12 protein-coding genes, 25 tRNA genes and 3 rRNA genes are annotated in these 22,801 nt (G+C 42.4%); 39 read left to right on the forward strand and 1 reads right to left on the reverse strand.

Annotated elements, in window-relative coordinates:
- Nucleotides 1-5 precede the first annotated feature (5 nt).
- The 39 genes from hpt to IGJ41_RS01200 all read left to right on the forward strand — a co-directional run bounded on the left by hpt (nt 6) and on the right by IGJ41_RS01200 (nt 22,170).
- Nucleotides 6-551, forward strand: a complete 546-nt coding sequence (gene hpt / locus IGJ41_RS01010; protein ID WP_002356260.1) for a hypoxanthine phosphoribosyltransferase — start codon at nt 6-8, stop codon at nt 549-551.
- 93 nt (nt 552-644) lie between these two features.
- Nucleotides 645-2,801, forward strand: coding sequence for an ATP-dependent zinc metalloprotease FtsH (gene ftsH / locus IGJ41_RS01015; protein WP_002363441.1), 2,157 nt, complete (start codon nt 645-647; stop codon nt 2,799-2,801).
- A gap of 161 nt (nt 2,802-2,962) precedes the next feature.
- Nucleotides 2,963-3,859 (forward strand): Hsp33 family molecular chaperone HslO, encoded by an 897-nt coding sequence (gene hslO / locus IGJ41_RS01020; RefSeq protein ID WP_016635097.1) that lies wholly within the window; start codon nt 2,963-2,965, stop codon nt 3,857-3,859.
- 11 nt (nt 3,860-3,870) lie between these two features.
- Nucleotides 3,871-4,869 carry a tRNA dihydrouridine synthase DusB gene (gene dusB, locus IGJ41_RS01025; RefSeq protein WP_002396119.1) on the forward strand — a complete coding sequence of 333 codons (999 nt, stop codon included), beginning with the start codon at nt 3,871-3,873 and terminating at the stop codon, nt 4,867-4,869.
- 93 nt (nt 4,870-4,962) lie between these two features.
- Complete coding sequence (gene lysS / locus IGJ41_RS01030; protein WP_287045896.1) at nt 4,963-6,459, forward strand: lysine--tRNA ligase; 1,497 nt, start codon at nt 4,963-4,965, stop codon at nt 6,457-6,459.
- A 654-nt stretch (nt 6,460-7,113) separates the two neighbouring features.
- A 16S ribosomal RNA gene (locus IGJ41_RS01035) occupies nt 7,114-8,674 on the forward strand.
- A 226-nt stretch (nt 8,675-8,900) separates the two neighbouring features.
- Nucleotides 8,901-11,813, forward strand: a 23S ribosomal RNA gene (locus IGJ41_RS01040).
- A gap of 96 nt (nt 11,814-11,909) precedes the next feature.
- Nucleotides 11,910-12,025 (forward strand): 5S ribosomal RNA (rrf, locus tag IGJ41_RS01045).
- Together the 16S, 23S and 5S rRNA genes with 25 tRNA genes alongside form the textbook arrangement of a ribosomal RNA operon.
- Nucleotides 12,026-12,039: 14 nt before the next feature.
- Nucleotides 12,040-12,112 (forward strand) — tRNA-Val (locus IGJ41_RS01050).
- 6 nt (nt 12,113-12,118) lie between these two features.
- Nucleotides 12,119-12,191 (forward strand) — tRNA-Lys (locus IGJ41_RS01055).
- 16 nt (nt 12,192-12,207) lie between these two features.
- Nucleotides 12,208-12,289, forward strand: a tRNA-Leu gene (locus IGJ41_RS01060).
- Between the two features lie 6 nt (nt 12,290-12,295).
- A tRNA-Thr gene (locus tag IGJ41_RS01065) sits at nt 12,296-12,371 on the forward strand.
- A gap of 4 nt (nt 12,372-12,375) precedes the next feature.
- Nucleotides 12,376-12,447 (forward strand) — tRNA-Gly (locus IGJ41_RS01070).
- Between the two features lie 15 nt (nt 12,448-12,462).
- A tRNA-Leu gene (locus IGJ41_RS01075) sits at nt 12,463-12,548 on the forward strand.
- Between the two features lie 14 nt (nt 12,549-12,562).
- Nucleotides 12,563-12,636 (forward strand) — tRNA-Arg (locus IGJ41_RS01080).
- 11 nt (nt 12,637-12,647) lie between these two features.
- Nucleotides 12,648-12,721 (forward strand) — tRNA-Pro (locus IGJ41_RS01085).
- Nucleotides 12,722-12,734: 13 nt separating this feature from the next.
- Nucleotides 12,735-12,807 (forward strand) — tRNA-Ala (locus IGJ41_RS01090).
- Between the two features lie 23 nt (nt 12,808-12,830).
- A tRNA-Met gene (locus IGJ41_RS01095) sits at nt 12,831-12,904 on the forward strand.
- Nucleotides 12,905-12,924: 20 nt separating this feature from the next.
- Nucleotides 12,925-12,998: transfer RNA gene (locus IGJ41_RS01100), tRNA-Ile, on the forward strand.
- Nucleotides 12,999-13,031: 33 nt separating this feature from the next.
- Nucleotides 13,032-13,121, forward strand: a tRNA-Ser gene (locus tag IGJ41_RS01105).
- A 33-nt stretch (nt 13,122-13,154) separates the two neighbouring features.
- Nucleotides 13,155-13,228, forward strand: a tRNA-Met gene (locus IGJ41_RS01110).
- Between the two features lie 38 nt (nt 13,229-13,266).
- A tRNA-Asp gene (locus IGJ41_RS01115) sits at nt 13,267-13,343 on the forward strand.
- Nucleotide 13,344: 1 nt separating this feature from the next.
- A tRNA-Gly gene (locus IGJ41_RS01120) sits at nt 13,345-13,415 on the forward strand.
- A gap of 9 nt (nt 13,416-13,424) precedes the next feature.
- Nucleotides 13,425-13,498: transfer RNA gene (locus tag IGJ41_RS01125), tRNA-Ile, on the forward strand.
- A gap of 14 nt (nt 13,499-13,512) precedes the next feature.
- Nucleotides 13,513-13,584 (forward strand) — tRNA-Glu (locus IGJ41_RS01130).
- Between the two features lie 12 nt (nt 13,585-13,596).
- Nucleotides 13,597-13,686, forward strand: a tRNA-Ser gene (locus IGJ41_RS01135).
- Nucleotides 13,687-13,719: 33 nt separating this feature from the next.
- Nucleotides 13,720-13,793: transfer RNA gene (locus IGJ41_RS01140), tRNA-Met, on the forward strand.
- Between the two features lie 48 nt (nt 13,794-13,841).
- A tRNA-Asp gene (locus IGJ41_RS01145) sits at nt 13,842-13,915 on the forward strand.
- A gap of 5 nt (nt 13,916-13,920) precedes the next feature.
- Nucleotides 13,921-13,993: transfer RNA gene (locus tag IGJ41_RS01150), tRNA-Phe, on the forward strand.
- 14 nt (nt 13,994-14,007) lie between these two features.
- Nucleotides 14,008-14,078, forward strand: a tRNA-Gly gene (locus IGJ41_RS01155).
- 13 nt (nt 14,079-14,091) lie between these two features.
- Nucleotides 14,092-14,165: transfer RNA gene (locus tag IGJ41_RS01160), tRNA-Ile, on the forward strand.
- A gap of 10 nt (nt 14,166-14,175) precedes the next feature.
- Nucleotides 14,176-14,263: transfer RNA gene (locus tag IGJ41_RS01165), tRNA-Ser, on the forward strand.
- A 15-nt stretch (nt 14,264-14,278) separates the two neighbouring features.
- Nucleotides 14,279-14,350, forward strand: a tRNA-Glu gene (locus tag IGJ41_RS01170).
- A gap of 242 nt (nt 14,351-14,592) precedes the next feature.
- Entirely contained in the window at nt 14,593-15,435 is an 843-nt protein-coding gene (licT, locus tag IGJ41_RS01175; protein ID WP_002355181.1) for a BglG family transcription antiterminator LicT, read from the forward strand.
- 73 nt (nt 15,436-15,508) lie between these two features.
- Complete coding sequence (locus IGJ41_RS01180) at nt 15,509-17,407, forward strand: beta-glucoside-specific PTS transporter subunit IIABC (RefSeq protein WP_002361131.1); 1,899 nt, start codon at nt 15,509-15,511, stop codon at nt 17,405-17,407.
- A 23-nt stretch (nt 17,408-17,430) separates the two neighbouring features.
- Nucleotides 17,431-18,861, forward strand: a complete 1,431-nt coding sequence (locus tag IGJ41_RS01185; protein WP_002355183.1) for a 6-phospho-beta-glucosidase — start codon at nt 17,431-17,433, stop codon at nt 18,859-18,861.
- A gap of 122 nt (nt 18,862-18,983) precedes the next feature.
- On the forward strand, nt 18,984-20,450 hold the full coding sequence (locus IGJ41_RS01190; protein ID WP_002373156.1) for a glycoside hydrolase family 1 protein: 1,467 nt from the start codon (nt 18,984-18,986) through the stop codon (nt 20,448-20,450).
- A gap of 20 nt (nt 20,451-20,470) precedes the next feature.
- The gene (locus IGJ41_RS01195) at nt 20,471-21,289 is read left to right on the forward strand and encodes a histidine phosphatase family protein (RefSeq protein WP_104855682.1); all 819 of its coding nucleotides are present in this window, start codon (nt 20,471-20,473) and stop codon (nt 21,287-21,289) included.
- A gap of 137 nt (nt 21,290-21,426) precedes the next feature.
- A complete protein-coding gene (locus IGJ41_RS01200) occupies nt 21,427-22,170 on the forward strand; it encodes an alpha/beta hydrolase (RefSeq protein WP_153854340.1) in 744 nt (247 codons plus the stop codon).
- Between the two features lie 17 nt (nt 22,171-22,187).
- Here the strand turns inward: IGJ41_RS01200 and IGJ41_RS01205 are convergent, their stop codons facing one another.
- Entirely contained in the window at nt 22,188-22,781 is a 594-nt protein-coding gene (locus IGJ41_RS01205) for a bifunctional transcriptional activator/DNA repair enzyme AdaA (RefSeq protein WP_002383918.1), read from the reverse strand.
- Between the last annotated feature and the right edge of the window lie 20 nt (nt 22,782-22,801).

Here is a 22,801-nt window from a genome sequence, read left to right on the forward strand (position 1 = left end):
GCACTATGATAGAAAAAGATATTGAGAAAGTCCTAATCTCCAAAGAAGAAATTCTTGCGAAGTCTGCAGAGCTTGGCAAGCAACTGACAGAAGAATATCAAGGGAAAAATCCTTTAGTGGTCGGTATTTTAAAAGGTGCAGTACCATTTATGGCTGATTTGACTCGTGAAATCAATACTTATTTAGAATTGGACTTTATGGATGTATCTAGTTACGGCAACGCGACAGTTTCTTCAGGCGAAGTAAAAATTGTCAAAGACTTAGACACAAATGTCGAAGGTAGACATATTTTAATCGTAGAAGATATCATCGATAGTGGTCGTACATTAGCGTATTTAGTAGATTTGTTTAGATACCGTAAAGCTGCATCTGTGAAAATTGTTACCTTATTAGATAAACCAGAAGGCCGTGTAGTAGACATTAAAGCTGACTACGTAGGGTTTGATGTGCCCAATGAGTTTGTGGTTGGTTACGGATTAGACTATGCAGAAACGTACCGCAACTTGCCTTATATTGGCGTTTTAAAACCTGAAGTTTACGAATCAAATTAATATCTATCAAGGAATTAATTGTGTTACAATGTAAAGGTCAGGATTGATAAAAGAATAACATGAATTGTAATGATGAGCATAAGGAGGACAGGCATGAACAAAAAGAATAATGGCATGAAAAATGGTTTATACTACGTCTTAGTAGTACTTGCCATGGTCATGGTTGTCTATTTCATTTTTGGAAATAACAACCAACAATCGCCAGACATCGATTACTCAACCTTCCAACAACAATTGGAAGACGGAAAAGTCAAAGACATGACCATTCAACCAACCAATGGGGTTTACCGAATTGAAGGTCAGTATAAAGAAAAACAAGAAGTGAAAGACACAGGTGGTCTGTCATTGTGGGGCTCAACGCAAGCATCGTCAAAAGGCTTCACAACAACCGTTTTACCTAGTGATACAACCTTAGCTGGCATTCAAGATGCGGCACAAAATAACAAGGTGAAGCTAGTTGTCAAAGAACAATCAACAAGTGGTGCTTGGTTGTCACTGTTGTTTAGTTTCTTACCATTAGTGATTATTTTCTTCTTCTTCTACATGATGATGAGCCAACAAGGCGGTGGCGGTGGCGGCGGTGGCCGTGTGATGAACTTCGGTAAATCAAAAGCCAAAGAAGCCGATAAAAAAGCTAACCGTGTCCGCTTCTCAGATGTAGCTGGTGCGGAAGAAGAAAAACAAGAATTAGTTGAAGTAGTGGAATTCTTAAAAGATCCACGTCGTTTCGCTGAATTAGGCGCACGGATTCCTGCGGGCGTACTATTAGAAGGACCTCCAGGGACTGGTAAAACGTTACTTGCTAAAGCCGTAGCAGGTGAAGCAGGTGTGCCATTTTACTCAATCTCAGGTTCAGATTTCGTTGAAATGTTTGTCGGGGTCGGTGCTAGCCGTGTCCGGGATTTATTTGAAACAGCGAAGAAAAACGCGCCTGCGATTATCTTTATCGATGAAATCGATGCAGTTGGTCGTCAACGTGGTGCTGGTATGGGTGGCGGACACGACGAACGTGAACAAACCCTTAACCAATTATTAGTTGAGATGGATGGTTTTGATGGCAATGAAGGAGTTATCGTAATTGCTGCAACGAACCGTTCAGACGTGTTAGACCCAGCGTTGTTACGTCCAGGTCGTTTTGACCGCCAAATCTTGGTAGGACGTCCAGATGTCAAAGGTCGTGAAGCGATTTTACGTGTTCATGCGAAAAACAAACCGTTAGCTGATGACGTTGATTTGAAAGTTGTTGCACAACAAACACCAGGTTTTGCTGGTGCTGATTTAGAAAATGTCTTAAACGAAGCAGCCTTAGTTGCCGCTCGTCGTAACAAGAAAAAAATTGATGCTTCTGATGTGGATGAAGCCGAAGACCGCGTAATTGCTGGTCCAGCTAAAAAAGATCGTGTGATTAATAAAAAAGAACGCGAAATGGTGGCTTACCATGAAGCAGGACACACAATTGTTGGTTTAGTCTTAAGCCGTGCTCGTGTTGTCCACAAAGTAACAATTATCCCTCGTGGTCGCGCAGGCGGTTATATGATTGCTTTACCAAAAGAAGATCAATTCTTAATGACTAAAGAAGATATGTTTGAACAAATCGTTGGCTTACTTGGTGGACGTACAGCAGAAGAAATTATCTTTGGCGTTCAATCAACAGGGGCTTCAAATGACTTTGAACAAGCAACAGGGATTGCCCGTAGCATGGTAACGGAATATGGAATGAGTGACAAATTAGGACCTGTTCAATATGAAGGAAACCATCAAGTCTTTGTCGGTCGTGATTATGGTCAAACAAAAGCTTACTCAGAACAAGTGGCGTTTGAAATCGATCAGGAAGTTCGTCGTATCTTAATGGATGCTCATACGAAAGCGCATGAAATTATCGAAGCGCACCGTGAACAACATAAACTAATCGCTGAAAAACTATTAGAATATGAAACATTAGATGCAAAAGCAATCAAATCATTATTTGAAACAGGTAAAATGCCTGAAGGTGCTGACAGCGACTATCCTAGTGAAAAAGAAGCGCAAACATTCGAAGAAGCAAAACGTGCTTTAGAAGAAAAAGAAGCGCAAAAACAAGTTGAAGAAAAGCAAGACTTTGAAGAAGCGAAAAAAGAATTACATGATGAAGCAGAAGAAGTCAAAGTAGAAAGCGAACAAACAGAAAAAGAAGTCCAATCTGAAGAGAAAAAAGATTCAGATTCCAATTCTGAATATGATCGCAATAACTACGAAGATCGTTATAAATAACCAATTAGTAGAAGGTGCAGTATTTGTCGAGATGACGAATACTGCACCTTCTATAATATTAAGATATTCTATAGAAGGAAGATTATTTGGTTGAAAAAACACCTGATTCCTAGTATTATCTGACTAATGGACAAAAAAGCACCAAGAGAAGAGGAAAAAGAATGGAAGATTATTTAGTAAAAGCCCTTTGTTATAAAGGTTCAATACGAGCATATGCCATCAGTGCCACTGAAACTGTTAGCGAAGCGCAAAGAAGACATGATACATGGAGTTCTTCTACTGCAGCGTTAGGGCGCACATTGATTGGAGCCCTTTTACTAGGAGCGACTTTAAAAGGTGACGATAAATTAACTGTAAAAGTACAAGGAAATGGCCCAGCTGGCGCTATTATTGTCGATAGTAATGGCCGTGGAGAAACAAAAGGCTACATTAAAAATCCACATGTCAGCTTAAAGTTGAATGCAACAGGTAAAATTGATGTACGTGGCGCTGTCGGTAACGAAGGAATTTTCACAGTCATTAAAGATTTAGGATTAAAAGAAACCTTTTCTGGACAAACACCTATTGTTTCTGGTGAAATCGGTGAAGACTTTACATATTTTATGGCGGTCTCTGAACAAGTTCCTTCAGCTATCGGTTTAGGTGTATTGGTGGACACGGATGAATCGGTAAAAGCAGCCGGTGGTTTTATGATTCAAGTAATGCCAGGTGCCGATGAAAGTACCATTGATTTTATTGAACAGCGTCTAGCGGAAGTGCCCCCAATTTCACAATTACTAGAAAATGGAGAAACACCTGAACAAGTCTTGTATCGCTTATTGGGAGAAGACGAAGTAGAAATTTTAGAAAAAATTCCTGTACAATTTAAATGTGACTGTTCCAAAGAAAAATTTGCGACCGCTTTGATTGCCGTTGGGATCGATGAATTAAATGCGATGATTGATGAAGATCATGGAGCGGAAGCAGTTTGTCAATTCTGTAACAATAAATATCACTATAGTGAAGAAGAATTAATTGAACTTCGCGATGAAGCGATTCGCAATACGAAACAAAAGTAGGAGGAAAGACTATGTGGAAAATTGGAGACGTTGAAATCCCCAACCGTGTTGTCGTAGCTCCGATGGCGGGTATTAGTAACGCCGCTTTTCGTGTGACTGTAAAAGAATTTGGCGCAGGATTAGTCGTTTGTGAAATGATTAGTGACAAAGGAATTAAATTAAGAAACAAAAAAACCTTAGAAATGCTATATATTGATGAGCGAGAATATCCTTTAAGTGTACAAATTTTTGGTGGAGATAAAGAAACATTAGTGGAAGCTGCTAAGTTTGTGGAAGAAAATACGCAAGCGGCGATTATTGATATTAACATGGGTTGCCCTGTCAATAAAATAATTAAAGCTGAAGCTGGTGCGAAATGGTTGCTGGATCCGAATAAAGTGCATGAGATGGTTCACGCAGTCTCTTCGGCAGTTTCTTTGCCTGTCACTGTAAAAATGCGAACAGGCTGGGATGAAGATCATCTATATGCTGTAGACAACGCTTTGGCTGCCGAACAAGCAGGGGCTTCGGCAATTGCTATGCATGGTCGGACGCGTGTCCAAATGTACGAAGGGACAGCCAACTGGGACGTTTTAAAGGAAGTGAAAAAGCATTTAAGCATTCCTTTTATGGGAAATGGCGATGTCAAAACGCCTGAAGATGCTAAACGCATGTTAGAATATGTTGGAGCGGATGGTGTGATGATTGGTCGGGCTGCTTTGGGCAATCCTTGGATGATTCAACGGACGAAAGAATACTTGGAAACGGGCGAATTGATGCCTGAGCCTTCACCAGCTGAAAAAATCAATATTGCAAAAGTTCATTTACAACGATTAGTGGATTTAAAAGGTGAAAAAATTGCGGTCCGTGAGTTTCGCCAACATGCTTCTTACTATCTAAAAGGAATCTCGCGAGCGGCCAAAGTCAAAGTTGCGATTAACCAAGTTGAAACACAACAAGCAGTTGTCGATTTACTTGATGCCTTTGTAGAGAAGATTTCCAAAGTTGCTGTAACTACTATAGAAGAATAAAAAATTCAAGCCGAAAGTAAAATTCGGCTTGCTTTTTTTCGAATTACTGTGGCATTATTAGGATAGGTTAAAATCAAGAATGGAGGAACAACAGTGGCAGAAGAACAACAAGCGCATTTAGAGGATTTAAATGATCAAATGCTCGTGCGCCGCGAAAAAATGGAAGCTTTACGTGAAGAAGGGATTGATCCTTTCGGTAAACGTTTCGATCGCACTCATAATTCAGCAGAACTTCATGAACAATATGATAATCATACAAAAGAAGAACTTAGTGAAATGAATACAGAAGTCAGCGTTGCTGGACGTATGATGACAAAACGTGGTAAAGGAAAAGCTGGTTTCGCCCATTTGCAAGACCGTGAAGGCCAAATTCAAATTTATGTTCGGAAGGACCAAGTTGGAGACGAAGCCTATGAACTATTTAAACATGCTGACTTAGGCGACTTCTTTGGTGTGACAGGTCAAGTAATGAAAACCAATACGGGGGAAGTTACTGTTAAAGCTCAAACAATTACGTTATTAACTAAAGCTTTGCGTCCATTGCCAGATAAATACCATGGATTAACGAATGTGGAACAACGTTATCGTCAACGCTATTTGGATTTAATCAGTAACAAAGAAAGCTTTGATCGTTTCATGAAACGCAGTCAAATTATTAGCGAAATCCGTCGTTATCTAGATGGCAATGGCTATGTCGAAGTAGAAACGCCTGTCTTGCATAACGAAGCAGGAGGAGCTGCTGCTCGTCCATTTATCACACACCATAATGCATTAGATATGGACTTATACTTACGCATTGCCCTAGAGTTACATTTAAAACGTTTAATTGTCGGTGGCATGGAAAAAGTATATGAAATTGGTCGTGTCTTCCGTAATGAAGGAATCGATACCACTCATAACCCAGAATTTACAATGCTAGAAGCTTATACCGCTTATACTGATTATCAAGATGTGATGGATTTAACAGAGGGAATTATTCGTAATGCTGCGGAAAAAGTCTTAGGAACTACTGATATCACGTACGATGGTCAAGCGGTTGACTTAGGAAGTCCTTTCAAACGTCTACACATGGTAGATGCGGTCAAAGAACAAACGGGCGTAGATTTTTGGCAAGAGATGACGATAGAAGAAGCCCGTGCGTTGGCTAAAGAACATAATGTCGTAATTACAGATGCCATGACAGTCGGTCATATCATTAATGAATTTTTCGAAACATTTGTAGAAGATACGTTGCAACAACCAACATTTATTTATGGTCACCCAGTCGCTGTTTCACCATTAGCGAAGAAAAATCCAGAAGATGGTCGTTTCACTGACCGCTTTGAACTGTTTATTATCGGAAAAGAGTTTGCTAATGCATTTACAGAATTAAATGATCCAATTGACCAACGTGAACGTTTTGAAGAACAAGAAAAAGAACGGGAACAAGGAAATGATGAAGCACACGGAGTAGATGAAGATTTCATCGAAGCCTTAGAATATGGCTTACCACCAACCGGAGGATTAGGTATTGGGATTGATCGACTAGTTATGTTATTAACTGATGCACAATCAATTCGTGATGTCTTGCTATTCCCAACAATGAGATAAAAAAAGATGCCTTAAGGGCATCTTTTTTTTGTATTCGCAAAAAATTAAATAAAAAAAGAATAGAAAAACAATTGAAACCAATTCTTTTTTTCTAAAAAAATCGAAGATGGGTAATAAAAAGAATGGGTAATCTGATAAAAAAACGAACTTTATCTAATCGGATAAGAAAGAATAATCGGTATTTAAAAAAAGTTTAAAAAAAGTGAAAATAATGATTGACCAATGCTTGAAATCTTGGTATATTATTACATGTCGCAAGGCGAGTTACACAGCTGAGCGATTCAGAAATCAACAATTAAATAACAATTCTTGATTTCAAATCTCTCGAAAAAAGTTTGAAAAAACAACAAAAAAAGTTGTTGACAAATAACAAGCGAGATGATAAGATATAGAAGTTGTCACAACAGGCAACAACAACCGAGCGAAACAACTTAAAGAACTTTTTTAAAAAAAGTTCTTGACATTCAAACGAAAGTTTGTTATGATATAAAAGTTGCTGCGAGGTAACGTAGACCTTTGAAAACTGAACAAAGAATAGACGAACCAAATGTGTAGGGCGTCTTGATTCAATTCAAGACAACAAACATTTTTAACAAGCAAGCAATATGCTAGCAAACAAATTGAGCTTAACAATCGCAAGATTGTTCTAACTTTTATTATGAGAGTTTGATCCTGGCTCAGGACGAACGCTGGCGGCGTGCCTAATACATGCAAGTCGAACGCTTCTTTCCTCCCGAGTGCTTGCACTCAATTGGAAAGAGGAGTGGCGGACGGGTGAGTAACACGTGGGTAACCTACCCATCAGAGGGGGATAACACTTGGAAACAGGTGCTAATACCGCATAACAGTTTATGCCGCATGGCATAAGAGTGAAAGGCGCTTTCGGGTGTCGCTGATGGATGGACCCGCGGTGCATTAGCTAGTTGGTGAGGTAACGGCTCACCAAGGCCACGATGCATAGCCGACCTGAGAGGGTGATCGGCCACACTGGGACTGAGACACGGCCCAGACTCCTACGGGAGGCAGCAGTAGGGAATCTTCGGCAATGGACGAAAGTCTGACCGAGCAACGCCGCGTGAGTGAAGAAGGTTTTCGGATCGTAAAACTCTGTTGTTAGAGAAGAACAAGGACGTTAGTAACTGAACGTCCCCTGACGGTATCTAACCAGAAAGCCACGGCTAACTACGTGCCAGCAGCCGCGGTAATACGTAGGTGGCAAGCGTTGTCCGGATTTATTGGGCGTAAAGCGAGCGCAGGCGGTTTCTTAAGTCTGATGTGAAAGCCCCCGGCTCAACCGGGGAGGGTCATTGGAAACTGGGAGACTTGAGTGCAGAAGAGGAGAGTGGAATTCCATGTGTAGCGGTGAAATGCGTAGATATATGGAGGAACACCAGTGGCGAAGGCGGCTCTCTGGTCTGTAACTGACGCTGAGGCTCGAAAGCGTGGGGAGCAAACAGGATTAGATACCCTGGTAGTCCACGCCGTAAACGATGAGTGCTAAGTGTTGGAGGGTTTCCGCCCTTCAGTGCTGCAGCAAACGCATTAAGCACTCCGCCTGGGGAGTACGACCGCAAGGTTGAAACTCAAAGGAATTGACGGGGGCCCGCACAAGCGGTGGAGCATGTGGTTTAATTCGAAGCAACGCGAAGAACCTTACCAGGTCTTGACATCCTTTGACCACTCTAGAGATAGAGCTTTCCCTTCGGGGACAAAGTGACAGGTGGTGCATGGTTGTCGTCAGCTCGTGTCGTGAGATGTTGGGTTAAGTCCCGCAACGAGCGCAACCCTTATTGTTAGTTGCCATCATTTAGTTGGGCACTCTAGCGAGACTGCCGGTGACAAACCGGAGGAAGGTGGGGATGACGTCAAATCATCATGCCCCTTATGACCTGGGCTACACACGTGCTACAATGGGAAGTACAACGAGTCGCTAGACCGCGAGGTCATGCAAATCTCTTAAAGCTTCTCTCAGTTCGGATTGCAGGCTGCAACTCGCCTGCATGAAGCCGGAATCGCTAGTAATCGCGGATCAGCACGCCGCGGTGAATACGTTCCCGGGCCTTGTACACACCGCCCGTCACACCACGAGAGTTTGTAACACCCGAAGTCGGTGAGGTAACCTTTTTGGAGCCAGCCGCCTAAGGTGGGATAGATGATTGGGGTGAAGTCGTAACAAGGTAGCCGTATCGGAAGGTGCGGCTGGATCACCTCCTTTCTAAGGAATATTACGGAAATACACATTTCGTCTTTACTTTGTTCAGTTTTGAGAGGTCTACTCTCAAAACATTCGTTCATTGAAAACTGGATATTGAAGTAAAAAAAATCAAAACAAACCGAGAACACCGCGTTGAATGAGTTTTTTAATAAGTTCAATTGCTTATTTATTGATTAACCTTCTATCGCTAGAAGAAGTGATCAAGACCCAACCGTAAGGTTGATAAGGTTAAGTGAATAAGGGCGCACGGTGGATGCCTTGGCACTAGGAGCCGATGAAGGACGGGACTAACACCGATATGCTTTGGGGAGCTGTAAGTAAGCTATGATCCAGAGATTTCCGAATGGGGGAACCCAATATCTTTTATAGGATATTACTTTTCAGTGAATACATAGCTGATTAGAGGTAGACGCAGAGAACTGAAACATCTTAGTACCTGCAGGAAGAGAAAGAAAATTCGATTCCCTGAGTAGCGGCGAGCGAAACGGGAAGAGCCCAAACCAACAAGCTTGCTTGTTGGGGTTGTAGGACTCCAATATGGTAGTCTGTTAGTATAGTTGAAGGATTTGGAAAATTCCGCTAAAGAGGGTGAAAGCCCCGTAGACGAAATGCTGACAACACCTAGGAGGATCCTGAGTACGGCGGAACACGAGAAATTCCGTCGGAATCCGCGGGGACCATCCCGCAAGGCTAAATACTCCCTAGTGACCGATAGTGAACCAGTACCGTGAGGGAAAGGTGAAAAGCACCCCGGAAGGGGAGTGAAATAGATCCTGAAACCGTGTGCCTACAACAAGTCAAAGCTCGTTAATGAGTGATGGCGTGCCTTTTGTAGAATGAACCGGCGAGTTACGATTGCATGCGAGGTTAAGTCGAAGAGACGGAGCCGCAGCGAAAGCGAGTCTGAATAGGGCGAATGAGTATGTAGTCGTAGACCCGAAACCATGTGATCTACCCATGTCCAGGTTGAAGGTGCGGTAAAACGCACTGGAGGACCGAACCCACGTACGTTGAAAAGTGCGGGGATGAGGTGTGGGTAGCGGAGAAATTCCAAACGAACTTGGAGATAGCTGGTTCTCTCCGAAATAGCTTTAGGGCTAGCCTCGGAATTGAGAATGATGGAGGTAGAGCACTGTTTGGACTAGGGGCCCATCTCGGGTTACCGAATTCAGATAAACTCCGAATGCCATTCATTTATATCCGGGAGTCAGACTGCGAGTGATAAGATCCGTAGTCGAAAGGGAAACAGCCCAGACCACCAGCTAAGGTCCCAAAATATATGTTAAGTGGAAAAGGATGTGGGGTTGCACAGACAACTAGGATGTTGGCTTAGAAGCAGCCACCATTTAAAGAGTGCGTAATAGCTCACTAGTCGAGTGACCCTGCGCCGAAAATGTACCGGGGCTAAACATATTACCGAAGCTGTGGACTACACCATTAGGTGTAGTGGTAGGAGAGCGTTCTAAGGGCGTTGAAGGTCGATCGTGAGGACGGCTGGAGCGCTTAGAAGTGAGAATGCCGGTATGAGTAGCGAAAGACAGGTGAGAATCCTGTCCACCGTATGACTAAGGTTTCCTGGGGAAGGCTCGTCCGCCCAGGGTTAGTCGGGACCTAAGCCGAGGCCGATAGGCGTAGGCGATGGACAACAGGTTGATATTCCTGTACCAGTTGTTTTTGTTTGAGCAATGGAGGGACGCAGTAGGCTAAGGAATGCATGCGATTGGAAGTGCATGTCCAAGCAATGAGTCTTGAGTAGAGTTAAATGCTTTACTCTTTAAGGACAAGTTGTGACGGGGAGCGAAATAATAGTAGCGAAGTTCCTGATGTCACACTGCCAAGAAAAGCTTCTAGTGAGAAAACAACTGCCCGTACCGTAAACCGACACAGGTAGTCGAGGAGAGTATCCTAAGGTGAGCGAGCGAACTCTCGTTAAGGAACTCGGCAAAATGACCCCGTAACTTCGGGAGAAGGGGTGCTGACGACCGTCAGCCGCAGTGAATAGGCCCAAGCGACTGTTTATCAAAAACACAGGTCTCTGCAAAATCGTAAGATGAAGTATAGGGGCTGACGCCTGCCCGGTGCTGGAAGGTTAAGAGGATGGGTTAGCTTCGGCGAAGCTCAGAATTGAAGCCCCAGTAAACGGCGGCCGTAACTATAACGGTCCTAAGGTAGCGAAATTCCTTGTCGGGTAAGTTCCGACCCGCACGAAAGGCGTAACGATTTGGGCACTGTCTCAACGAGAGACTCGGTGAAATTTTAGTACCTGTGAAGATGCAGGTTACCCGCGACAGGACGGAAAGACCCCATGGAGCTTTACTGTAGTTTGATATTGAGTGTTTGTACCACATGTACAGGATAGGTAGGAGCCGATGAGATCGGAACGCTAGTTTCGGAGGAGGCGCTGGTGGGATACTACCCTTGTGTTATGAACCCTCTAACCCGCACCACTAATCGTGGTGGGAGACAGTGTCAGATGGGCAGTTTGACTGGGGCGGTCGCCTCCTAAAAGGTAACGGAGGCGCCCAAAGGTTCCCTCAGAATGGTTGGAAATCATTCGAAGAGTGTAAAGGCAGAAGGGAGCTTGACTGCGAGACCTACAAGTCGAGCAGGGACGAAAGTCGGGCTTAGTGATCCGGTGGTTCCGCATGGAAGGGCCATCGCTCAACGGATAAAAGCTACCCTGGGGATAACAGGCTTATCTCCCCCAAGAGTCCACATCGACGGGGAGGTTTGGCACCTCGATGTCGGCTCGTCGCATCCTGGGGCTGTAGTCGGTCCCAAGGGTTGGGCTGTTCGCCCATTAAAGCGGCACGCGAGCTGGGTTCAGAACGTCGTGAGACAGTTCGGTCCCTATCCGTCGCGGGCGTTGGAAATTTGAGAGGAGCTGTCCTTAGTACGAGAGGACCGGGATGGACTTACCGCTGGTGTACCAGTTGTTCTGCCAAGGGCATTGCTGGGTAGCTATGTAGGGAAGGGATAAACGCTGAAAGCATCTAAGTGTGAAGCCCACCTCAAGATGAGATTTCCCATTTCTTTAAGAAAGTAAGACCCCTGAGAGATGATCAGGTAGATAGGTTGGAAGTGGAAGGCTAGTGATAGTTGGAGCGGACCAATACTAATCGGTCGAGGACTTAACCAAAGAATGGATAAGTAAAAGCAACTTGGTTATTTTGATTCAAACTTCAATCCAGTTTTGAGTGAATGAAGATTCAACTCAATAAGAAACAACACCCAGTGTGGTGGCGATAGCGAGAAGGATACACCTGTTCCCATGCCGAACACAGAAGTTAAGCTTCTTAGCGCCGATTGTAGTGAAGGGTTTCCCTTTGTGAGAGTAGGACGTCGCCACGCGAATTGTTGTTTTTGGAGGTTTAGCTCAGCTGGGAGAGCACCTGCCTTACAAGCAGGGGGTCAGCGGTTCGATCCCGTTAACCTCCATTTTTTGAGCCGTTAGCTCAGTTGGTAGAGCATCTGACTTTTAATCAGAGGGTCACAGGTTCGAGCCCTGTACGGCTCATATTCATATTTCATTTGCGGGTGTGGCGGAATTGGCAGACGCACTAGATTTAGGATCTAGCGCCGCAAGGCGTGGGGGTTCAAGTCCCTTCACCCGCATATTTAGCCGGCTTAGCTCAGTTGGTAGAGCATCTGATTTGTAATCAGAGGGTCGAGGGTTCAAGTCCTTTAGCCGGCACCATTTTGCGGAAATAGCTCAGTGGTAGAGCACCACCTTGCCAAGGTGGGGGTCGCGGGTTCGAACCCCGTTTTCCGCTTAGCCAATTCATTACGCCGGGGTGGCGGAACTGGCAGACGCACAGGACTTAAAATCCTGCGGTGAGTGATCACCGTACCGGTTCGATTCCGGTCCTCGGCATTGTTTTATATTTAGCACCCATAGCTCAACTGGATAGAGTGTTTGACTACGAATCAAAAGGTTAGGGGTTCGACTCCCTTTGGGTGCATTAGTTATATACGGGAAGTAGCTCAGCTTGGTAGAGCACTTGGTTTGGGACCAAGGGGTCGCAGGTTCGAATCCTGTCTTCCCGATAATAATTTTCATGGGGCCTTAGCTCAGCTGGGAGAGCGCCTGCTTTGCACGCAGGAGGTCAGCGGTTCGATCCCGCTAGGCTCCATTCTTATTTTAATATAAGAGTTTCGCGGTGTAGCTCAGCTGGCTAGAGCGTCCGGTTCATACCCGGGAGGTCGGGGGTTCGATCCCCTCCGCCGCGATTATACATTTGGAAGAGCCTGGACCTTTAGCTCAGTTGGTTAGAGCAGACGGCTCATAACCGTCCGGTCGTAGGTTCGAGTCCTACAAGGTCCATTGTGACGTTGTTTATAGTTTTATTTTTATCATGGAGGATTACCCAAGTCCGGCTGAAGGGAACGGTCTTGAAAACCGTCAGGCGGGTAAAACCGTGCAAGGGTTCGAATCCCTTATCCTCCTTTCTTAGGAATTAAATTTCCTTGGTCTAATTATCGCGGGGTGGAGCAGTCAGGTAGCTCGTCGGGCTCATAACCCGAAGGTCGTAGGTTCAAATCCTGCCCCCGCAATTGCTTTTGATTTCAAAAGCACATAAAAAGAAAAGTATGGTTTGGTAGTTCAGCTGGTTAGAATGCCTGCCTGTCACGCAGGAGGTCGCGGGTTCGAGTCCCGTCCAGACCGCCATGCGGGTGTAGTTTAGTGGTAAAACCACAGCCTTCCAAGCTGTTGTCGCGAGTTCGATTCTCGTCACCCGCTTTTCTTTTTGGGCCTATAGCTCAGCTGGTTAGAGCGCACGCCTGATAAGCGTGAGGTCGATGGTTCGAGTCCATTTAGGCCCATAATTTTATAAAATGGCCCGTTGGTCAAGCGGTTAAGACACCGCCCTTTCACGGCGGTAACACGGGTTCGAGTCCCGTACGGGTCATAGTTTTGTTACGGAGGATTACCCAAGTCCGGCTGAAGGGAACGGTCTTGAAAACCGTCAGGCGGGTAAAACCGTGCAAGGGTTCGAATCCCTTATCCTCCTTTCTTAGGAATTAAGTTTCCTTGGTCTAATTATCGCGGGGTGGAGCAGTCAGGTAGCTCGTCGGGCTCATAACCCGAAGGTCGTAGGTTCAAATCCTGCCCCCGCAATTGCTTTTATTTTTTAAAGCATACATTTGTATAAAGCAAAAACGAATTGGTTTGGTAGTTCAGCTGGTTAGAATGCCTGCCTGTCACGCAGGAGGTCGCGGGTTCGAGTCCCGTCCAGACCGTTTTTGGCTCGGTAGCTCAGTTGGTAGAGCAATGGATTGAAGCTCCATGTGTCGGCAGTTCGATTCTGTCCCGCGCCATCCAAGAAAAATTTGCGGGTGTAGTTTAGTGGTAAAACCACAGCCTTCCAAGCTGTTGTCGCGAGTTCGATTCTCGTCACCCGCTTTTTTCTTATTTGGGGCCTATAGCTCAGCTGGTTAGAGCGCACGCCTGATAAGCGTGAGGTCGATGGTTCGAGTCCATTTAGGCCCATTTATTTCTTGGGGAAGTACTCAAGTGGCTGAAGAGGCGCCCCTGCTAAGGGTGTAGGTCGGGAAACCGGCGCGAGGGTTCAAATCCCTCCTTCTCCGTTTTTTCTTTTTAATGGCCCGTTGGTCAAGCGGTTAAGACACCGCCCTTTCACGGCGGTAACACGGGTTCGAGTCCCGTACGGGTCATAGTGAAGCATACAAACAGTGTTTGTATGCTTTTTTTATTTTTATTACAAAAAAATATTGTTGAAAGCGTTGACATTTGTTGTAAATATGTTATTCTTTGGATGTAGGGATAAGTAAATAGATGGATAGTGATTGTTTAAAGACAAGCTAAACCTAATTTTTTCATGAAGCGACAGGTGTGTCGTTCTTTTTGAAGAAATTGGGTTTTTCTTTTTTCAACGAAACACAAAGGAGGTGGGGCATTGATTATTCACAAAATTTTAAACAATAATGTGGTTATTACATTAGATGATGATAAACGAGAGCAAATTGTTATGGGCAAAGGAATTGCTTTTAAGAAACGCATTGGTGATTGGGTTCCTGATGAAAGTATCGATCAAGTTTTTTATTTAGCCAATCAAGAAACATCACTTAAGTTTCAAGAATTGTTAGGAAATATTCCTTTAGAGATGATGAAACTCTCGGATGACATTATTGTTTATGCAAAATCAACGTTGAAAAAGAGTTTGAATGATACCATTTATATTTCTCTGACGGATCATTTGTACACAGCTTTAGAAAGAAAAAAACAAGGAATTGCAATTAAGAATTTATTATTATGGGATATTAAACGTTTTTTTCCTGAAGAGTACGAAGTAGGAGTAAATGCTTTAAAAATGGTACAAAAGCGCGTAGGAATGGAATTGTCAACGGATGAGGCAGGTTTTATCGCATTGCACTTGGTGAATGCGGAGATGGAGGAAGAAGTCGGTAATATTTACGAATTGACAAAGTTGATGCAAGAGATTACAAATATCGTCAAATACTATTTTAAGGTAAGTTTTGATGAAGACTCTGTTTACTTTTATCGATTTAGCACACATTTAAAATTTTTCTGTTATCGCTTATTACACCAACGTGAAGTTGTCGAAAATGATGATGAAGAACTGTATGCGGTAATTAAAAAGAAATATCTCAACGCCTATCGTTGCGTGGAAAAGATCAGCTTGTATTTAAATGAGAACTATGACTATCAAGTTTCAAATGAAGAACGCTTGTACCTAACGATTCACATTGCACGAATTGTACAAACAACGGAACAATAAACGCACCACTTTGGATAGTGACATTCAGTTGGCTAAACCTTCAAATGAAAATAAATTTTTGGAGGAAAAAAAGATGGGAAAATATCATGAACTAGCAGAAAAAATTGTAAAAAATGTCGGTGGGCAAGAGAATATTAATAGTTTGACACATTGTATCACACGTCTTCGCTTCAAATTAAAAGATGAGAGTCAAGCGAATGATGATGTCTTAAAAAATATGGACGGTGTGGTAACTGTTATGAAAAGCGGTGGACAATACCAAGTCGTTATTGGGAACCATGTTCCAGCCGTTTACGAAGAAGTAGTTAGTATTGCAGGCTTGTCAGGAGAACGTGAAGAAGAAGCTTCCAGTGGGAATTTATTTGATCGCTTAATAGATATTTTAAGTGGTTGTTTCCAACCCTTTTTAGGGGCGTTAGCAGCGGCTGGGATGGTCAAAGGGTTAAATGCCTTATTGGTTTTCTTAAAGCTCTATACGGCTACGTCAGGGACTTATACCATGTTAAATGGGATTGGCGATGCAATTTTCTACTTTATGCCAGTTATTTTAGGTTATACAGCAGCTAAAAAATTCCGGTTGCATCCAATGGTAGGGATCGTGATTGGCGCAGCTTTATGTTACCCAACGATTCAAGGAAGTGCATTACAAACGGCCTTTGAAACAACAGCGGGTGCGGGAGCCGCAGCGCCGTATAATTTATTCGGCTTACCTGCCTATGATACATTTATGGGGATTCCTTGGGTCGGTGCGAACTATACAAGTAGTGTCGTACCAATCATCTTCATTATTGCTTTTGCGGCACAAGTTCAAAAAGTGTTTAAACGTATTATTCCAGAAGTTGTTCAAACGTTCTTAGTACCGTTTTTCGTCTTGTTGATTGCCTTACCAATTGGTTTCTTAGTAATTGGGCCAATCGTTAGCATGCTAACAGATTTATTAAGCGCTGGCTTTACAGCATTAATGAGTTTCTCACCAGCTTTGTATGGTTTGATTCTTGGTTTCTTCTGGCAAGTCTTAGTTATTTTTGGTTTACATTGGAGCGTTGTGCCATTAGCTATTATGCAAGTGACACAAGAAGGCTCAAGCCAAGTATTAACGGGATCATTTGCAGCTAGTTTTGCGCAAACAGCGGTTGTTTTAGCGATGTTCTTCAAATTGAAAGATAAAAAGTTAAAAGCTTTGTGTCCGCCAGCAATTATCTCTGGTATTTTTGGTGTAACAGAGCCAGCGATTTATGGAATCACTTTACCGAAAAAATGGCCATTTATTTATTCAATGATTGGTGGCGCTGTCGGTGGTTTATATTTGATGATCAACAATGTGACAGCTTATACAATGGGTGGTTTAGGAATTTTCGGTGTGCTAAACTTTATCAATGGTGATGATGCAAGTGGGATGATTCAGTCCTTTATTGCAATTGCCATTGCAGCGGTCGTTGGTTTTGGTCTAACATTCTTCTTCTGGAAAGACAATACAGTTGAGGAAGAAGAAGTGATTATTGATAAAACAACGATTAAAAAAGAAAATATTACAAGTCCAGTCAAAGGACGAGTGTTATCTTTAAAAAATGCAGAGGATCCTGCTTTTGCAAATGGAGCATTAGGAAATGGGGTCGTGATTGAACCAACGGAAGGTAAAGTGGTTGCACCCTTTGATGGAACGATTGTCACACTATTCCCAACAAAACATGCATTAGGTTTGATTTCAGATAACGGCACAGAATTATTGATTCATATTGGGATTGATACAGTTCAATTAGAAGGCGAAGGCTTTGAAGCTTTTGTAAAACAAGGTGATCGCGTGAAAAAAGGTCAAACATTAGTAACCTTTGATTTAGAAGGAATTAAAAAAGCTGGGTTTAGTACACAAATCCCAATCGTTGTGACGAATACAGCGGATTATTTAGATATTTTGGAAGTCGGCAGTAATGAAGTTTCAACAAGCGATGATTTGCTGACCGCTTTAATATAAAAAGATGTGGAGGAAGAGAATTTATGGCATTTAGAAAAGACTTTTTATGGGGTGGCGCAACAGCAGCCAATCAATGTGAAGGTGGCTATAACGAAGGCGGACGCGGTTTGGCAAACGTCGATTTAGCGCCAACTGGTCCAGATCGTTTTCCAGTAATCACTGGTGAAAAGAAAATGTTTAACTTTGATGAGGAACATTTCTATCCTGCACAAGAGGCGATTGATATGTATCATCGCTATAAAGAAGATATCGCCTTGTTTGGTGAAATGGGTTTTAAAACATACCGTTTATCCATTGCTTGGAGTCGAATTTTTCCAATGGGAGATGAAACAGAGCCGAATGAAGAAGGCTTGAAGTTCTATGAAGACTTATTCAAAGAATGTCATAAATATGGGATTGAGCCACTAGTAACGATTACACACTTTGACTGCCCAATGCACTTAGTGGAAGAATATGGCGCTTGGCGTAGTCGTAAGTTAGTAGGTTTCTATGAAAATCTTTGCCGTGTAATTTTCAACCGATATAAAGGATTAGTCAAATATTGGTTAACGTTTAACGAAATTAATATGATTTTACATGCACCATTTATGGGAGCTGGTTTATACTTTGAAGAAGGCGAAAACAAAGAACAAGTGAAATACCAAGCGGCTCATCATGAACTACTAGCAAGTGCAATTGCGACAAAAATTGCTCATGAGGTAGATCCTGAAAACCAAGTAGGTTGTATGTTAGCGGCTGGTTCCAACTACGCTTATACTTGCAAACCAGAAGATGTTTTCGCTGCTCGACAAGCAGATCGTGAAAATTATTTCTTTATTGATGTCCAATCACGCGGGGAATACCCTGCGTATGCTTTAAAAGAAATGGCCCGTAAAGGTATTCAAATTGAAATGGAAGAAGGCGACGAAGAACTTTTAAAAGAACATACGGTGGACTTCATTTCGTTCTCTTATTATTCTTCTCGTGTCACATCAACAGATCCAGAAATTAATGAACAAACAGCTGGTAACATCTTTGCCTCTGTGAAAAATCCTTATTTAAAAGCCAGTGAATGGGGTTGGCAAATTGATCCACTTGGTTTGAGAATTACGATGAATGACTTATATGATCGTTATCAAAAACCACTATTCATTGTTGAAAATGGCTTAGGAGCGGTAGACACACCAGACGAAAATGGTTATGTAGTCGATGATTATCGTATCGATTATTTGGCGGCGCATATTCAAGCGATGAAAGATGCCGTTGAACAAGATGGTGTCGACTTGTTAGGCTATACGACTTGGGGCTGTATTGATTTAGTATCAGCTGGAACTGGTGAAATGAAAAAACGCTATGGCTTTATCTATGTGGATCGCGATAACGAAGGAAATGGTACGTTAAAACGAAGCAAGAAGAAATCGTTTGATTGGTACAAAAAAGTAATCGCAACAAATGGTGAAGATTTAAGTAATTAATAAAATTAGCAACTATTAAAGGGCGTTTGACGTTGGCAGAAAAAACAAGGACTCTTCTGCTAGCGTCAATTCCCTTGATGGTTTCTTTGTGATGCCTAAAAACAGAGGGAAAGAGGGATTTTATGGGATTTCCAGAAAATTTTTTATGGGGCGGCGCAACAGCTGCTAACCAATATGAAGGTGGCTACCTTTCAGGAGGCAAAGGTCTGAGTACATTAGATGCAATTACTGGTGGTAGTCAAACAGAACCGCGACGGATTACGTATCTAACTAAAGAGGGCCAAAAGGCTTCGTGTACGCGCGATCAAGCATTACCCGAAGGAGCGATTGGCTATATCGATGAAGAGTTATACTACCCTAGTCATGTAGCGACGGACTTTTACCATCATTACGAAGAAGATATCGCCTTATTTGCAGAAATGGGTTTCAAATGTTTTCGGCTATCTATCGCTTGGAGCCGGATTTGCCCAAATGGAACAAAAGAGATTAATGAAGAAGGCTTAGCCTTTTATGATAAAGTTTTTGATACTTTGCTGCGCCATGGAATTGAGCCTGTTGTGACGATTAACCATTTTGATATTCCGATGTATTTGGCCGATGAATATGATGGTTGGAAAAATCGTGAAGTGATTGATTTCTTTGTTTTCTTTTGCGAAACCATTTTTACACGTTACCAGGATAAAGTGAAGTATTGGATGACTTTTAATGAAATTAATTTTTTAAGAAGTTGGACGCAAATTGGGATTCACAATAATGATAAACAAAGTAAATATCAAGCAGCGCATCATCTATTTGTAGCAAGTGCGAAAGCAGTTGAATTGGGACATTCCATCAATCCAGATTTCCAGATTGGTATGATGGTGGCTTATATCCCGAGTTATCCTTTGTCCTGCAAACCTGAGGACGTGATGGCAGCTGTTCAATTTAACCGAGAGCAAGAATTTTATATGGATGTCCAGGCTAAGGGCTATTATCCAGCGCATAAGCTCAAAGAATTTGAGCGTGAAGGAATGACAATTCAAATGGAGTCAGAGGATTTAGCGATTATTCAAAAAGGAACAGTTGATTATATCGGGTTTAGTTATTATATGTCGACCGTTTCGACTGCTTATCCCGAAGAAGTAAAATATGTCGGAGGCAACCAAATGCCTGCGGTTAAAAATCCTTATTTGCAAGAATCTGAATGGGGCTGGGCTGTCGATCCTTTAGGGTTAAGAATTTCATTGTGTCAGTTGTCAGATCGTTACAATATGCCATTGTTTGTGGTTGAAAACGGGTTTGGTGCGGTGGACACATTGCAAGAGGATGGCTCGATTGTCGACGATTACCGCATTGATTATTTTAAACAACATATTGAAGCCATGAGAACCGCAGTAGAAGAAGACGGGGTTAACTTAATTGGTTATACGCCATGGGGTTGTATTGACTTAGTTTCAGCAGGGACTGGCGAAATGAAAAAACGTTACGGTTTTATCTATGTAGATATGGATGACGAAGGTCAGGGAACCTTGAAACGAACTAAGAAAAAATCATTTAATTGGTACAAACAAGTTATCGCTAGTAATGGTGAAAACTTAACAACTGAGTAGAAAATGAGGGGAAATAAAAAATGAAAAAACGATTGACGATTGTGGGGATGCTTTTTCTGGCCATTTTAGTAATGGTTGGTTGTGGTAAAAATCAGCAAGCAACGACAAAAGAAAAAGAGACAAAACCTGAAGAACTAACTCTTTACATTGTGCGCCACGGAAAAACCATGTTAAATACGACGGACCGCGTACAAGGATGGTCAGATGCGGTCTTAACACCAGAAGGTGAAAAAGTTGTGACCGCAACTGGGATTGGCCTGAAAGATGTTGCCTTTCAAAATGCATATAGTAGTGATAGTGGCCGCGCCTTGCAAACTGCTCAACTTATTTTAGATCAAAATAAAGCAGGCAAAGACCTTGAAGCCGTGCGTGACCCAGATTTACGTGAATTTAATTTTGGTAGCTATGAAGGGGATTTAAACAAGACAATGTGGCAGGATATTGCTGATGATCAAGGTGTTTCCTTAGAAGAATTTATGAAAAACATGACCCCTGAATCCTTTGCCAACAGTGTAGCTAAACTGGATCAACAGCGCGAGGAAAGCAAGAATAACTGGCCTGCAGAAGACTATGCTACAATTACCAAACGTTTGAAAAAAGGCTTAGATAAAATTGTTGCCACAGAATCAGCCAATCCCGGAAATGGCAATGTTTTAGTGGTCTCTCATGGCTTGAGTATTTCAGCGTTGTTAGCAACTTTATTTGATGATTTTAAAGTCCCAGAAGGCGGTTTGAAGAATGCTAGTGTTACAACGATTCATTACAAAAATGGCGAGTATACTTTGGATAAAGTCAATGATGTCAGCTACTTAGAAGCAGGCAAAAAAGAATCAAAATAATCTAAGGCGTCGAGAAACAGTTTATTTAGGAGTTGGTGGAGCAAGAAAAGGGTTGCTCCACCAACTCCTATTGTTGTGTTCTTTTTTTATTAAAGGTAGAATCAGAAAGAAGAATTTTTTCATTGGGAGGAAATGAGATGAAAAATAGAACAAAATCACGCTGGAAAAAAATTGTCCTAGGACTTGGGCTTTTTTTAGTAATCTTAGTCATCGGCCTGACTATTTTTATTAAAAATAGTACGTATCAAGCGACCGATTCGGCCTTAAAAATAAGTCAAAGTGCCACGCAAGAAAAAAACTATGATTATTACACAAACGGGCAAAAAAATGATACAGCACTGATTTTTTATCCAGGTGCATTGGTTGTGCCAGCTAGTTATAGTGAATGGGCGCAAGAAGTTGCTAAGAAAGGTTATGATGTCTATGTTGTTCATTTTCCTTTGAATTTAGCGGTTCTTGCACCAAATGCTGCAGAACAAATTATAAAGGATCATCCACAACAAAACTTCGTTTTGGCTGGGCATTCCCTGGGTGGTGTGATGGCTAGTCGTTTTGTAGCGGAAAATGAGCAACGAATCAAAGGCATGATTTATTTAGCCAGCTATCCTGACGAAAAAGGTGCACTAAACAAGCAAAAACTGCCGGTTCTGTCAATAACAGCCACAAACGATGGTGTTTTAAATTGGACTAGCTACCAAAAAGCCAAACAGTTTTTGCCAAAAGATACGCAGTATGTATCTATCAAAGGTGGTAACCATGCAGGGTTTGGTAATTACGGTGTCCAAAAAGGAGACAACAAAGCGACAATTTCTAACGAGCAACAGCAAACAGAAATCAGTCAATTGATTGTAGCGTGGCTACAATCACGCCCCAATAAATAATCCGATGAGCCGAAATGTTATTTTTTCGGCTCATTTTTACTGCGATAAACAGAGGGGGTTACGCCTGTTTCTTTTTTAAAAGTGGTGGCAAAATATGCTGCGGTTTGGAAGCCAACTTTTTTCGCGATTTGTTGAATCGTAAGGGGTGAATGGAGAAGCAATTCTTGGGCTTGCCTAATTCGGACACTTGTTAAATAAGCTAATGGGGTTTGTTTCGTCTGTTCCTTAAAGGTTCGCTGCAAATGAAAGGGACTACCGTGGCAGGCTTGCGCTAAATAGTCTAAACTTAAAGGTTCCGCTGAATGCCGATCAATAAATTGCTTAATTTGAGCAACCCATTCCTCGTTAGGAACGACTTGCCCGGTTGGTTGACATCTTTTACATGGACGAAAACCAAGTGTTAAAGCTTCCTGAGCCGTTTTGAAAATCAGAACGTGGTTCTTGTTGGGCACACGGGAAGGGCACGAAGGACGACAAAAAATTTTAGTTGTGGTCACACCATAAAAAAAATCACCATCAAATTGCGTATTATTATTTTGAATGGCTTCCCAACGTTTCTGAGTAAGTCGATACGTTGTTTTCATTGTAAGCACACCTCCCGTTTTCTTCATTGTAAAAGAATCCCTAATAA

It is taken from the genome of Enterococcus sp. DIV1537a, from assembly GCF_051712085.1.
GTDB classification, from domain to species: Bacteria; Bacillota; Bacilli; order Lactobacillales; family Enterococcaceae; genus Enterococcus; species Enterococcus faecalis.